The sequence below is a fragment of the Kitasatospora sp. NPDC004745 genome (genome assembly GCF_042873275.1).
Lineage (GTDB): Bacteria > Actinomycetota > Actinomycetes > Streptomycetales > Streptomycetaceae > Kitasatospora.
The window spans coordinates 152,397-165,662 of sequence record NZ_JBIALK010000023.1; the positions used below are offsets into that span (position 1 = coordinate 152,397).

A 13,266-nucleotide genomic window follows, 5' to 3' on the forward strand; every position below is an offset into this window, starting at 1 on the left:
CCGAGCCCGCACCGGGGCCCGCGGCTCGCCGCGGTCAGCGGCCGGCGGCTCCTGGCCCGCCGGACAGGGCCGCGCGGACGGCGCGGACGGCGTCCTGGCCGGCCCGCAGTTGCGCCTCCCTCGTCCCGGCCCCGATGTGGGGGGTGGCCAGCACGGTGTCGAGGCCCACCAGGGGCGAGCCGAGCGGCGGTTCGATCTCGAAGACGTCCAGGGCGGCGCCCGCGATCCGCTGCTCCTTGAGGGCCAGGGCGAGCGCGGCCTCGTCGACGATGCCGCCGCGCGAGGTGTTCACCACCAGCAACCCGGGCTTGGCCAGGCGCAGTTCGGCGTCGCCGACGATGCCCACCGTCTCCGGGGTACGCGGCAGGTGGACGGTGAGGACGTCGGCGTTGCGCATCAGCTCGTCCAGCGGGACGGCGTGCGCGCCGTGTTCGGCGGCGGCCTCGGCGCTCACGTAGGGGTCGTGGCACTCGATCCGCATGTCGAAGGCGGCCAGCCGGCGGGCCACCAGGCGGCCGATCCGGCCGAACCCGAGGATGCCGACGGTTTTGCCGGCGAGTTCGGTCCCGCCGAACGCGGCCCGCTGCCACTCGCCGGCCCGGACCGAGGCGGTCGCCGCCGGGATCCGGCGCAGCGAGGCGATGATCAGGCCGACGACGAGCTCGGCCACGCTGGTGGTGTTGGACTCCGGCGCGTTGGCGACGGCCACGCCGGCCGCGGCCGCGGCCGCGGTGTCGACGTTGTCGAGCCCGACTCCCGCCCGGGCGACGATCCGCAGCCGGGGTGCGGCCTCGATCACCTCCCGGTCGACCCGGGTGGCGCTGCGGATGATCAGGGCGTCGGCGGCCGGGACGGCCGCCAGCAGGGCAGCGCGGTCCGCCCCGACGCAGTGCCGGACGTCGAACCCGGGGCCCAGCCCGGCGACGGTCTCGGCGGGCAGGGGGTCGGCGATGAGGACGACGGGCTGGTCCACGGTGTTCGGTTCTCCGATCGGTCAGGCGTGGCGGGCGAGGTCGTGGAAGAAGTTCTCGACCGGGGCGACGAGGCCGCGCTGCCGGGCCTCGCGGTACACGGTGCTGCCGACCGCGAGGTCGAGGACGCCGAGGCCGAACGGGGAGAACACCAGTGGCCGGTCGGTGCCCGGCCGGACCTTGCCGGTCAGCACGTCGTACAGCGTGCCGTCGATGAACTCCCGGTTGCCGGTGCGCTGTTCGGCCAGGTGCGGGGAGGTGTCGGCCTTCAGGCAGTGCTCGACGTCGTCCACGATGTTGGTGGAGCCGAGGATGATCTCGGGCGACAGGTCGCGCAGCGAGATGTGCAGCACGGTGGGGTTGTGCGCGAACCAGGAGAGCTCCTGGACGTGCGGGGTGCCGGCCGTGGTGGCGAAGACGACCAGGTCGGAGCTGCGGATCGCCTCCTCGGCGGTCGGGACGACGACGATCTCCGCGGTACGGCCCTGGCCGGCCAGGTAGGACCGGAAGCCCTCGGCGTAGCGCTCGTCGGTGTCGAAGATGCTGATCCGGTCGAACTCGAACCCGGTGCCGTTCAGGTACTTCTCGATGTACCGGGCGATCAGGCCGGTGCCGAAGAAGGTCACGGTGCGGGGGCGGGTGCGTCCGGCGTGCAGCTCCGCGGCGGCCAGCGCGGCCGAGGCGGCGGTGCGGGTCGCGGAGATGATGGAGCTCTCCAGGCAGGCGAACGGGTAGCCGGTCTCGTGGTCGTTGAGGATGAGCACGGCGGAGGCGCGCGGCAGGCCGGTGGTGATGTTGCCGGGGAAGCTGGAGATCCACTTGATGCCGTCGACGCCGAAGTCGCCGCCGAGCGAGGCCGGGAGGGCGATGATCCGGGAGTCGGGCCGGTCGGGGAAGCGCAGGAAGTAGCTCGGCGGGTTGACGCTCTGCTGCTCGCCGTGGGCGACGTAGGCACGGCGCACCAGGTCGACGATCGCCTGCGGGTCGTCGAGGACCTCGTTGACGACGTCGCCGCCGATGACGGAGAACTGCGGTGCTGAGGACATGGGTTGCTCCTTGGGGATGCGGGGAAATCGGGGGGTAGGGGTGGGGCGGACGGGATCCGGCCCGGGGGCGCGGCTCACCGGCCGGTCATGCGATGTCCACCCGGAGGGCGCCGACGACCTCGTCGGCGATCGCGTTGACCTCGGCGGCGCTGGACGCGGCCAGCATCACGAAGCCGAGCCGGGTCGCGTTGTCCAGCGCGCTCTCGACCTCGTCGCCCGGGGCGACGAACCAGGTGCTGCCGATCACCGCGGGAGAGTCCGGCACCTCGCCGATCCGCGTGACGGTGCCGGCGCGGTCGGGGGCCAGGAAGCGGATCGCCGCGGCCCCGGAGCGCTCGCCGACGACGGTGGGCTCCTCGCCCAGCGCGACCTGGACGTAGGCGCGGGCCTCGCTGACACCGGTGGCGTGGCGGACCAGCTTGAGGATGTGGTCGCCCGGCGGCCGGGCCCCGACCTCGATGACCTTGGCTCCGCCGCCGGGCAGGAGCTTGAGTTCCGCGTGGGCGACGCCGTTGCGGAATCCGAGCGCGACGAGCGCCCGTTCGGCGGCGCCGACGAGGGCGCCGCGGGAGGTCTCGTCGAGGTCGGCCGGTGTGGTGTGTCCGGTCTCGGCGCGGGTGGCACCGGTGGTGGTGAACTTCTCGGTGACGGCGAGGTGGTGGAACCGCCCTTCGAAGACGATCGTCTCGACGCTGAACTCCCGCCCCTCGACGTACTCCTGGATGACCACGGTGGTTTCGAGGGCGATGCGGTGCGGGATCTCGTACGGCTGGCTCCGGGCCAGCCGGAAGGCCTCGGCGAGGCCGTCGGCGGCCGCGACGACGGTGACGCCCACCGATCCGGCGTTCTCCGCGGGCTTCACCACCAGCGGGAAGGCGAGCCCCAGGTCGGCGATGCGGTCGAGCACGGTGTCGAGCGAGTCGACCACCAGGGTGCGGGGTGCGGGCACGCCGCCCGCCTCGAAAGCGAGGCTCATCAGGCGCTTGTTGCGGCAGGCGTCGGCGAGTGCCGGGTCGTTGCCGGGCAGCCCGGCTTCGGCCGCCACCCTGGTCGCGACCGGCGAGAGGAACTCCCAGCCGCAGATGACGCCCGAGACGCCGTTGTCGGCGCAGTAGCCGGCCAGCTGGGCGACGGCCGCGTCCGGCGCCGAGAAGTCCGTCAGCACCACGCCCGCGATCTTCGCCACCAGCTCGGGCCGGTACTTCTCGTAGAGGTCCTCGTGCGTCGCGACGTGGACCTCCGCACCGTGTTCCCGGGCGGCGTCGATGAGGTCCTCACCCGCCACTCCGTTGCCTTCGATCAGCAGCAGCCTCTTCATGGTCGGCCTTCCTTCGGGGTTCGGGCGGGGAGCGGGGGGACGCGCGGGTCGAGGCCGATCAGGGCCGCCGGCACCAGCAGGTTGAGGGCCACCAGGCACACCCAGGGCCACACCGGCCCGCGGGCCATCAGGGTGGAGAACAGGACGGGAGCCGTGGCTCCGCCGAGGCTCCAGGACGACTGGATCAGGGCCAGGTACCGCCCGCGGAGCCGCTCCGGCGCCACGGCCACGGCGGCGTCCGCCATGAGCGGCGACTGCAGCATCTCCGCCAGCGTGTAGACCAGGACGGCCAGCAGGAGGCCGGGCAGCACCGCCCCTTCGGGCGCGGCGACCAGGGCGCCGCAGACGCCGAACGCCAGGGCGTACAGCAGCGCGGCGCAGCCGATCACCCGGGTCCGCGCGAAGCGCTCGGCCCATCCCGTCACGGCGGTCTGCAGCACGGTGATGCCGACGGTGTTGCAGGTCAGCAGCAGACCCGCCGTCCAGGCGGACTGGTGCAGCGCCTCGACGAGGAAGACGGCGAGGAGCACGTTCAGGACCAGTGCGGCGAGCACGAAGACCAGGTTGACCGCCACCAGGCGCAGGAAGCGCCCGTCCCGGAGGACCGTCAGGTAGCCGCCCGTCGCGGCCGGCTCGCAGACCGGCTCGCTGACCGGGTCGGTGACCGGCTCGGCCGGCCGCTCGCCCCGCGGGGGCCGCCAGGTGGCGATGAGGGCCGCCGAGGCCAGGAAGCTGGCGATGTTCGCCACCACCAGCCACCGTACGGAGCCGACCCCGCCGAGCCCGACGGCGAAGGCCGACACGGCTCCGCCCAGGCCGATCCCCGCGTTGCGCAGCGCCCGGACCAGGCCGAACCAGCGGGTGCGCTCGCCCGGTCCGGCCGCCAGTGCGACGAGCGAACCGCTGCAGGTCCAGTAGGTGTTGATGCCGGTCTGGACGACGAGGCCGGCCGCGACGACCTGCCAGAACGAGTGCGCGGCCAGGCACCCGGCGAAGCCGAGCGCCGAGACGCAGTTCCCGAGCACCGCCACGCGGCGCGGGTCGAAGGTGTCCACCAGCGTGCCGACCAGGGCCGGCACCGGGAGGGCGAGGACGTGCGTCAGGGTCAGCGCCAGGCCCACCCGGCCCAGGGGGAGGCCGGTCCGGTCCAGGAAGTAGAGCACCTCGAAGGCCAGGAACAGCCCGTTCCCCGTGCTGTCCGCGGCCGCGGCGGCGAGCAGCCGGCCGTGCCCGGCGATCGACGGCAGGCCCCAGCGGCCCGGGCGGCCGGCGGCGGCCCCGGCGGCGGGGGCGCCCCCGGCGGTTCGGGTCAACGCGGCGTCCCGTCGCCGAGCCAGGTGACGCCGGTGCCGTTCTCCCGCGGCAGGACGGGCTGCCCGAGCTCCACCCGGACGCCCCGGGCGACGTCACGGTCCAGCAGGAGCGCGCCGTCCAGGTCGACGTGGTCGAGCAGGGGCAGCAGTTGGGCGATGGCGGAGATGCCGACGGTCGATTCGACCATGCAGCCGGCCATGACCGTGAGGCCGCACTCGCGCGCCTTCGCGATCATCCGGCGGGCGGGCGTCAGTCCGCCGCACTTGGTCAGCTTGATGTTCACCCCGTGGAAGGCCCCGGCGCAGCGCTCGACGTCGTCCTCGGTGAGGCAGCTCTCGTCCGCGATCACCGGGAGTTCGGACTCCCGGTGGACCCGGCGCTGGTCCTCCCACCGGCCGACCGGGAGCGGCTGTTCGATGAACTCCACTCCCAGAGGGCCGAGTTGTGCCGCGTTCCGGATGGCCTGGTCGGCCGTCCAGCCGGTGTTGGCGTCGACCCGGAAGACCGCGTCGGAGTGGCGGCGCAGGGCTCGGACCACCTCGATGTCGTCGGGCGTCCCGAGCTTGATCTTGTAGATCGGCCAGCCGGAGAACTCCTCCATCTTGGCGATCATGCGCTCGACGGTGTCGATGCCTATCGAGTAGTCGCTGGTCGGGAGCCGGTCCGCGGTCAGTCCCCAGAGGCGCCAGACCGGCTCGCCGAGGCGCTTGCCCCACAGGTCGTGGGCGGCCTGGTCCAGGGCGCAGAGCGAGAAGCTGTTGCCGAGCAGCTTCGACATCCGGTCCCAGAAGTCCGCCGGATCGTCGATCCGGTCCGCCTCGATCACCCGCCGGGCCCGCTCCAGCGGCTCCCGCACCTCGGCCAGCGACAACCCGAAGAAGGTGAAGCCGGCGGCCTCCCCGAAGCCGCGGTGCTCGCCGTCCCGCAGTTCGACGATCAGGCTCTGCTGCACGGCGACGGTGGCGTGCACGGTGCCGAACGGATGCCGCAGCGGCAGGTCCACCTCGTGCAGTACCAGTTCCATTGCTCCTCCTTGTCGTTGCCCGGACGGGCCGCCCACGCGGGCGGCCCGTCCGTCGATGCGCCGGTCCGTCGGTCCGTCAGGTGGAGCGGACGGTCGCCGCGATCCAGGACCGCAGCTCGGCCTCCTCCTCCGGCGAGTCCGCCGTGAAGATCACGTGGCCCAGCCGGCAGCGGAGGTCGCGGGCCGGGGGGACGGGGGTACCGGGCTGGTAGTACGTCCGCAGTTCGACCACCCGGGGGTGCCGTTCCACCTCCTCCAGGCCGTCGGCCCGGTGGAAGACCTCCAGGCCGGGCTCGGTGAGGAAGTGCACCCCGGCGTAGCGCGCGACGGGCTGCCCGGTGGCGTCGGCCGGCTCCCGGTCGAGGCCGGCGTGCGCGGCGACGACGATGTGCCGCATCGACACGCCGGTGGCGAGGTGGATGAGTTCGGCGATCCGGTCGCCGGCGAGCCGGGCGCCGACCTCGATCAGGACGGGCCCGTCCGCGGTGATCCGCACCTCGGCGTGGAAGAGGCCCAGGTTGATGCCGAGGGCGGTGACGGCGTCCGCCGTGTAGGCGACGACCGCGGCCCGGGCGGCGGGCGCGAGGTCCGCCTGGACGACGTGGCCGAGTTCGACGAAGTACGGTTCCGCGCCGAGCAGTTTACGGGTCACCGAGACGACGGTGACCTCGCCGCGGTGGACGTACCCCTCGACCGAGTACTCCGGCCCGTCGAGGTACTCCTCCAGCAGGGCCCGACCGTCCTCCGGCTGGTCGAAGACGTACTGGGCGTCCTCGGCGATCGCCCGGTAGGCGGCGCGCAGCTGCTCGTCGTCGTCGACCCGGCTGACCTGGATGCTGCCGGATCCGGCGGCCGGCTTGAGGACGCAGGGGTAGCCCACCGCGGCGGCCGCGCCGGCGAGTTCGGCGGCGTCGGACACCGGCGCGTAGCGCGGGATGCGCAGTCCGGCCTTCTCCAGGATCGCCCGCATCCTGGTCTTGTCCCGGACGGCCTCCGCGGTGTCCAGCGGAAGGCCGGGCAGGCCGAGCAGGTGGGCGATCCGGGCGGCCGCGTCGGTGTAGAACTCCGAGCCGGAGATGACGCCGCTCAGCGGCGACCGCGCGTGCTCCCGGGCGGCGGCCTCGGCGAGCGCCTCGGGGTCGTTGGTGTCCACGGCGACGAGCAGGTCGACGTCCTGGCGGGCCGCCTCGGGGACCACCCGGTCACCGGCGTCGTGCGAGAACACCAGGGTGGCGAGGCCGAGTTCGCGGGCGGTGGCGAGCAGGGTCAGCCCGGAGGACATCGGTTCGAGCACCAGCAGCCGCCCCGCGGGGGCGGGCTCGGGCCGTGCGTGGGCGTCGTGCATGGGGTGGTCCTCCGGCTGGTCGGTGCGGGGCATCAGGGCGATGAGCTGTCGCAGGCTCATCAGGCGGCTCGGGCGGGCGGTTCGGCGGGGGCCAGCGGGGACTCGCTGATGCCGTGCAGCACGTGCCGGATCGCTCCGGCGAGGGTCAGCTCGCGCTTCTCCATCCGGCTCTCGTGGGCGTCGTCGATGTGCGTCTGCCGGTGCCAGAAGGCCAGGTGCCAGGCGTGGTCGGCGGGGACGACGTGGTGCAGGTCGTGCGCCGGCAGGTCGGAGGCGAGGACGCCGAAGCGGGCCGGGGTCTGGACGAGGGCCGTGCGGAGCAGCCAGCGCCCCCACTGGCCGAGCCGCCGCAGGGCGGGCGCGTCGCGTTCGGGCAGCGGCTCCAGGCAGAACCGGCCCCAGGTGCGGGCCACGTAGTCGGCGCGGCTGGCGGGCGGCCCGTCGAAGGCCAGGTAGGGGTGCTCGGAGATGGTCTGGAACAGCGCCGACCAGTGGAACAGCACGAACCACGGGATGACGAACGCGGCGGTGAACTCGGCCCCGTCCATCAGGACGCCGAGGGCGACCAGCAGGGCGACCCAGACCGTCGAGGCGATCCGCCTGGTCCAGGTGGCGGTGACGAAGTTCGTCCGGACGCGGTAGAGCAGCGAGGGCAGGTGGAGCCGGGGCGACAGCGGCATCCAGCGCAGCCGCGCGCGCATCTCCTCGACCGGGGTGCCGGGGCGGAAACCCAGGTAGACGAGGTAGCCGGCGTCGGGGTCGGTGAGCGTGGTGAAGACCTTGCGGCTGTGGTGCTTGCGGACGTGGTCCTCGAAGATGTCCTCGTAGTTGGAGGTCAGCGCGACGGCGCTGGAGACCACCTGGACCACCTTGTCCACGTGCCGGTTGCCCGAGACCTCCTTGTGCACCGCGTGGTGGCTCCAGGTGATCTGGAGCTTGCGCACGGCGTTGACGGTCGTCAGCCAGGTGAGCGGCAGCACGGCGAGGGAGGCCCAGCCGAGCAGCCGCACCGCGTACGCGCTGCCGAGGACGGCGAGGGCCAGCTGGAGGAGCGTCAGGAACCAGTTGACGATCGGCGGGGTGACCCACCACGGCGGCCGCTGCCCGGCCGCGGCCTTGCCGGAGAACAGCGTGATGAGCTGCTGGGTCCAGCCGGGGAACCGCTCCGCGTAGTCCTGGCGGATCTGCTCCATGGAGGCCGAGACGGTGCGGGGGGACGGGGACTGCGGCGGCATGGCGCTCCTCCTCTCTCTCGGGCGGTGGTGGTCGGGGTCCGTCGGCGCGGTCATGCGGGGCCGAGTTCGACGGTCAGGGCCCGCTCGGCCTCGTCCAGGCTCTTCACGACGGCCTCCGGGGTGGCGCCCTCGGCGATCACGTAGCCCAGCCGGTCGTAGGCGTTGCGCGGCGGGCGGACGGCCCGCCCGGGGGCGGCGGTGAGCACGATCCGGCGGACGCCGGGGACGCGCTCGCCCTCCGCGACGCCGCCGATCCCGGTGAGGACGCCCTCGCGGTCCGCGGCCAGGAACCGGATGCCGGCGAAGCCCTCCCGCTCGCCGGCGAGTTCGACGGGCCGGCCGCAGGCGGCGCGCAGCTGCTGCTCCAGCAGGTCGACGCCGGTGGCGAGCCGGATAAGTTCGGGGATCATGCCGCCGGCCAGCCGGGCGTTGACCTCGACGATCAGCGGACCGCGGGCGGAGAGCCGCACCTCCGTGTGGGTGGCACCGAGTTCGACGCCCAGCGCGGTCAGCGCGGTGCCGACCGTCCCGCGCAGCGCCGCCGCGTCCGCGTCGGCGAGCGGGGCCGGGAAGAGGTGCCGGCGCTCGACGAAGTACGGCCCGTCCGAGACGGTCTTGGCGGTGATGCCGACGCAGACCTGCCGGCCGCCCTCGCCGAACATCTCGACGCTGTACTCGGGCCCCTCGACGAACTCCTCCAGCAGGGCGGTGCGCGCGGTGGGCAGGCCCCGCACGTTCAGCTCCACGGAGAGCACGTGCTCGACGTGGGCCAGGACCTGCTCCCGGGTGTGGCAGAGCAGGACGTCGTTGGAGCCGGAGTCGTCGGCCGGCTTGACCACGCAGGGCAGCCCGACCCGCTCCACCGCCGCGTCGGCCTGCGCCACCGTCCGGACGGCCGCGAACCGCGGCTGGTCCACGCCGGCGGCGTCCAGCAGCTCGCGCACCCGGGCCTTGTTCCGGGTGTCGGCCATCGCCTGGACGGGGTTGCCCGGCAGCCCCAGCCAGTCGGCCAGCCGGGCGACCACGGGGACGTAGAAGTCGCTGGTGGTGGTGATCCCCGCGAGCTCCTGGCGGGCGAACCGCTCGCCGATCACCTCGCGCAGGGCGCGCTCGGTCGAGGTGTCGCACACCACGATCTCGCAGCCGCTCTCCTCGGCCCCGGCGTAGCGCTCCGGGGTGTCCGTCAGCAGGACGGGTTCCAGGCCGAGCCGGCGGGTCAGGTCGAGGGCGAGCACGCCGGTGCCCGAGGTGTTCGCCTCGACGAAGAGCAGCCGGCGCGGGGGCCGGACCGCGCCGTGCTGCGCGGCGTAGGACCAGGTGGCGACCTCGGCGCCGGCGGCGACCTCGGCCGGGGTGTCCGCGGCGGGCATCGCGCCGAGTGCGTGCCGCTCCCAGTACCCGTCGTCGTAGACGTTGTCCGCGTAGCGGTCCCCGCGGTCGGGGAAGATGCCGACGATCCGGGCGCCCGGGGCGGCGCGGCGGGCGACGTCCTTGAGCACCCGGTACACCGAGCCGGCCGTGTTCCCGGCGAACAGCCCCTGTTCCAGGGCGAGTTCACGGGTCGACTGGAAGGCCTCGCGGTCGTTGAGCCAGTGCACCTCGTCGATCAGGGTGCGGTCCAGGTTCGCCGGGACGAGGCTGTTGCCCAGCCCGCCCTGGAGCCGGGTCGGGCGGTCCGGCTGGTCGAAGAGCACGCTGCCCACGCAGTCCACGCCGACGACCCGCAGGTCCGGGAGCGCGCGGCGGAGCATCCGGGCCGTCCCGGACAGCGATCCCCCGCTGCCGACGGCGGCCACCAGGACGTCGATGTGGCCGAGGTCGGCCAGCAGTTCGTCGGCGAGCGCGCGGTAGGCGGCGGGATTGTCCGGGTTGCTGTACTGGCGCGGCCAGAAGGCGCCCGGGAGGTCGTGGATCAGCTCGGCGAGCCGTTCCAGCCGGGCGCTCTGCCAGCCCGCTCCGCTCATCGCCTCCACGACGTGCACCCGGCACCCCAGGCCGCGGAGCTTGGCGAGGGTGATCGGGTCGATCCGCGGGTCGGTGACGATGTGCACGGGGTGGCCCAGGTGCGCGCCGACCAGGGCGAGGCCGAGGGCCATCGTGCCGGAGGAGCTCTCGATGATGGGCGCCCCCTCGGCCAGCGCGCCGGTGCGGCGGGCCTCCAGGACGGCCTGCCGGGCGACCCGGTCCTTCATCCCGTAGAGGTTCTGCAGCTCCAGCTTCCCGTAGACCTCGACCGGGGCGGCGGGGTCCAGGGCGAGTCTGACCAGCGGGGTGTGTCCGATGGCGTCGACGACGCTCTCGTAACGCATGATCACATCCGGTTCGGAGAGGGGTGGGCGGAGAGAGGTGGGCGGCGAGGGGGCCGCCGCAGCGGGGTGGCCGGTGGGGCCGCACGGCGGCCGCGGGGCCTCAGCGGCCCGGACCGCGCCAGGAGCGGTAGAGCGTGGTGTGGCCGGCCAGCGCGGCCGCCCGCGTCCGCAGTTCGGCGACCTTGCGCGCGCACTCGGGGTCGGACTCGGCGACCAGCACCCCGAGGGCGGTGCCGCTGTGCGCGACGGCCACCCCGAGGGCGTCGAACTCCTCGGAGAGGCCGATCATCCGGTGCAGCAGCCGCTTGGGCTGGAGGTGCTCGTTCAGCAGCGCACTGCGGGTGGCGACCCGTCCGACGGTGGGCAGGTCGTCGGTGCGGACGGCCTCCGAGACGCGTTCCAGCAGCTCGTCGTACTCCAGCCGGTGGGCGCGGGTGAAGGGCTTGGGCCGCCGGTTGAACCCGAGGGTGTCGATCGCGCCGCCCTCCTCGACCCCGACGATCACCATCGGGGAGAGCGGTCCGAGGAGCTCCCGCAGCCGCACCTGCCGGTGGTAGAAGGAGACCACCCCGTCGTACATCACTCCGTCGGTCGGTTCGATCCGGCGCAGGAAGTCCTCGATCACGGCGGGGCCGACCGGCACCCCGAGGGCCTCCCCCACCGCGCGGGCGGTGGCGACCAGGTCGGCGGAGGAACTGGCCAGGCCCCGGCCCTCCGGGAGTCCGCCGCTCAGCCGCAGCCGCCCGCCGCCGGCGAACCCGTACGCGTCCAGCATCAGCCGCACCAGCCGCGCGGCGCGGTGCTTGTGCGGCGGGTGCACGGTGACGGTGCCGGCACCGGGTTCGGCGGTGAAGGTCGCGGTCGCCCCGGCGTCGATCGGCAGGGTCACCAGGAAGTCGAGCCGCTCCTCGGCCGTGACGCCCTGGAGCAGTTCGCCGAAGGTGCCCGGGGCGCTGCCCGTGCCGTGCAGGACGGCCGCCGTCGCGGTACCGGCGGCCGCGTCGGCACGGGTCACGCGGGGCTCCCCGGAGCGGAGAGGCCCAGCAGCTCGTCGATGCGGGCCAGCCCCGCGTCGACCCGCGCGCGGTGCCCGGTCCAGGCCCCGGCGAGCCGCTCGTACTCGGTGTCCTGCTCGGCGAGCAGGGCCCGGACGGATTCGGGGTTCGCCGACCCGGCGGTGGTCTTGCGGTACAGCTCGCCGGCACCGTCGAAGGCCGCGGCCAGCAGCTCGGCCGGAGCCCGCAGGGTGACGCCCTGTTCGCCGGCCGCCGCGCTCAGCAGGTCCGGGGAGGTCTGCCGGGGGCGCAGTCCGGCGGCGTGCGCGGCCAGCACGTACCGGCCGGCGATGACCTGGGCCCGGCGCCACGGCACCGACTCCCGCAGGGTGAGCTCGTTGGCGAGGGTGAGGCCGCCGAGGAACTCCCGCTCGGCCGCCTCGCGCATCCGCTCCTCGGCGAAGCCCATCCGCTCGACCACGACGGTGAACAGCCGCAGCGTGGTGCCGAGGGTCGCGAACATCGGCCGCAGGTTGGCGCCCGCCTCCTTCGACACCTCGACCATGTTGCTGAACGGGGTGGCCCGCTGGGCCAGCAGCATGTCGAAGTAGTAGGCGCTCAGGTGCGCCGACTTGCCCCGGATGCGTTCCAGGATCGGGTAGTTCTTCTTCTGCGGCATCGCCGAGGAGATGCCGGACAGCTCGTCGGGCAGCTCGATGAAGCCGTACGGGCCGCTGCCCCAGTCCATCAGGTCACTGGTGAAGCGGCTCAGCGCGGAGCCGAACAGGGAGACCTCGGCGGCCAGTTCCAGCACCCAGGCGCGGGAGGCCACCCCGGCCAGCGCGTGCCGGCCGGGGGCCGAGAAGCCGAGCAGCTCGGCCATCAGGGCACGGTCCCAGTCCAGTTCCTGACCGGTCATGGCGCCGGAGCCGAGCGGGCTGAGGTTCATCCCGTCGTAGGTCGCCAGCAGCCTCCGCAGGGTGTGCTGGACCTGCTCGGAGACGGCCGCGAAGTAGAACCCCGGGGTCATGGTCTGGGCGGCCTGGAGGTGGGTCTGGCCGACCATCGGCAGGTCGGTGCCGCGCTCGGCCAGCCGGTGGACGGCCAGGCCGAAGTCCAGCAGGGCGGCGGCGGCGTCGAGGAGCAGCCCGCGGCCGAACAGCAGCTGGGCGGTGGCCTGGAGGTCGTTGCGGCTGCGGTCGACGTGCCAGGCGGTGACGGGGTGGCCGAGGCCGCGCTCGACGTGCTGTTCGAGGGCGAAGGCGAGGTCCGACATGTTACCGGCCGGGTCGGCCGCGATCCCGTCGCGGGTCAGCCCGTGCAGGACGCGGCCGATCTCGGCGGCCTCGGCGGGCGAGACCAGGCCCATGCGGCGGTACTCCAGCGCGAGGACCTTCTCCACCGCCGCGTACCAGGGCAGCAGGTGCTCCGCCTCGTAGGTGAACTGCGGTTCCAGGACCTCCTCGTGGAGGAGTGCGCTGGGCGTGCTCCGGATTCTGCCGGTCAATCGGGCGGCGGCCGGGCCGGGCTCGGGTTCGTGGGGGGCACTCATGCTGGCTCCGGTGGGTCGGGGGTGCCGGGGGCGGGGAGGGGCGGGGGGGGGCCCCCCCGGGGCCCCGGCCCCCCCCCCCGGGGCCCCCCCCGCGGGGGGGGGGGCCCCCGGGGGGGCGGCGGCCCCCCCCCCCCCCCCCCCCCCCCCGGGGGGGCGC

General features: G+C 74.1%; 10 protein-coding genes. All 10 read right to left on the reverse strand.

Features of this window, described 5'->3' with window-relative positions; all coding sequences use genetic code 11:
* Positions 1–34: 34 nt before the first annotated feature.
* The 10 genes from ACFYUY_RS30480 to ACFYUY_RS30525 all read right to left on the reverse strand — a co-directional run bounded on the left by ACFYUY_RS30480 (position 35) and on the right by ACFYUY_RS30525 (position 13,109).
* On the reverse strand, positions 35–973 hold the full coding sequence (locus ACFYUY_RS30480) for a hydroxyacid dehydrogenase (protein ID WP_360210252.1): 939 nt from the start codon (positions 971–973) through the stop codon (positions 35–37).
* 21 nt (positions 974–994) lie between these two features.
* Positions 995–2,017, reverse strand: a complete 1,023-nt coding sequence (gene sbnB / locus ACFYUY_RS30485) for a 2,3-diaminopropionate biosynthesis protein SbnB (RefSeq protein WP_360210250.1) — start codon at positions 2,015–2,017, stop codon at positions 995–997.
* Between the two features lie 85 nt (positions 2,018–2,102).
* The gene (locus ACFYUY_RS30490) at positions 2,103–3,335 is read right to left on the reverse strand and encodes an ATP-grasp domain-containing protein (RefSeq protein ID WP_360210248.1); all 1,233 of its coding nucleotides are present in this window, start codon (positions 3,333–3,335) and stop codon (positions 2,103–2,105) included.
* A complete protein-coding gene (locus ACFYUY_RS30495) occupies positions 3,332–4,648 on the reverse strand; it encodes an MFS transporter (protein WP_360210246.1) in 1,317 nt (438 codons plus the stop codon). The genes ACFYUY_RS30490 and ACFYUY_RS30495 overlap by 4 nt, the downstream gene beginning before the upstream one ends.
* Positions 4,645–5,673, reverse strand: a complete 1,029-nt coding sequence (locus ACFYUY_RS30500; protein ID WP_387905405.1) for a dipeptide epimerase — start codon at positions 5,671–5,673, stop codon at positions 4,645–4,647. The genes ACFYUY_RS30495 and ACFYUY_RS30500 overlap by 4 nt, the downstream gene beginning before the upstream one ends.
* A gap of 76 nt (positions 5,674–5,749) precedes the next feature.
* Entirely contained in the window at positions 5,750–7,078 is a 1,329-nt protein-coding gene (locus tag ACFYUY_RS30505; protein WP_387905408.1) for an ATP-grasp domain-containing protein, read from the reverse strand.
* On the reverse strand, positions 7,078–8,253 hold the full coding sequence (locus tag ACFYUY_RS30510) for a hypothetical protein (RefSeq protein WP_360210240.1): 1,176 nt from the start codon (positions 8,251–8,253) through the stop codon (positions 7,078–7,080). The genes ACFYUY_RS30505 and ACFYUY_RS30510 overlap by 1 nt, the downstream gene beginning before the upstream one ends.
* Positions 8,254–8,303: 50 nt before the next feature.
* Entirely contained in the window at positions 8,304–10,562 is a 2,259-nt protein-coding gene (locus ACFYUY_RS30515) for a pyridoxal-phosphate dependent enzyme (protein WP_387905411.1), read from the reverse strand.
* Positions 10,563–10,662: 100 nt separating this feature from the next.
* On the reverse strand, positions 10,663–11,577 hold the full coding sequence (locus ACFYUY_RS30520; protein WP_360210236.1) for a kinase: 915 nt from the start codon (positions 11,575–11,577) through the stop codon (positions 10,663–10,665).
* Positions 11,574–13,109 carry an argininosuccinate lyase gene (locus tag ACFYUY_RS30525; protein ID WP_387905414.1) on the reverse strand — a complete coding sequence of 512 codons (1,536 nt, stop codon included), beginning with the start codon at positions 13,107–13,109 and terminating at the stop codon, positions 11,574–11,576. The genes ACFYUY_RS30520 and ACFYUY_RS30525 overlap by 4 nt, the downstream gene beginning before the upstream one ends.
* Positions 13,110–13,266 lie beyond the last annotated feature (157 nt).

Coding starts and splice junctions, on each gene's coding strand:
- sbnB (WP_360210250.1), bottom strand. CDS start 2,017: ATGTCCTCAGCACCGCAGTTCTCCGTCATCGGCGGCGACGTCGTCAAC.
- ACFYUY_RS30490 (WP_360210248.1), bottom strand. CDS start 3,335: ATGAAGAGGCTGCTGCTGATCGAAGGCAACGGAGTGGCGGGTGAGGAC.
- ACFYUY_RS30500 (WP_387905405.1), bottom strand. CDS start 5,673: ATGGAACTGGTACTGCACGAGGTGGACCTGCCGCTGCGGCATCCGTTC.
- ACFYUY_RS30505 (WP_387905408.1), bottom strand. CDS start 7,078: ATGAGCCTGCGACAGCTCATCGCCCTGATGCCCCGCACCGACCAGCCG.
- ACFYUY_RS30510 (WP_360210240.1), bottom strand. CDS start 8,253: ATGCCGCCGCAGTCCCCGTCCCCCCGCACCGTCTCGGCCTCCATGGAG.
- ACFYUY_RS30515 (WP_387905411.1), bottom strand. CDS start 10,562: ATGCGTTACGAGAGCGTCGTCGACGCCATCGGACACACCCCGCTGGTC.
- ACFYUY_RS30525 (WP_387905414.1), bottom strand. CDS start 13,109: ATGAGTGCCCCCCACGAACCCGAGCCCGGCCCGGCCGCCGCCCGATTG.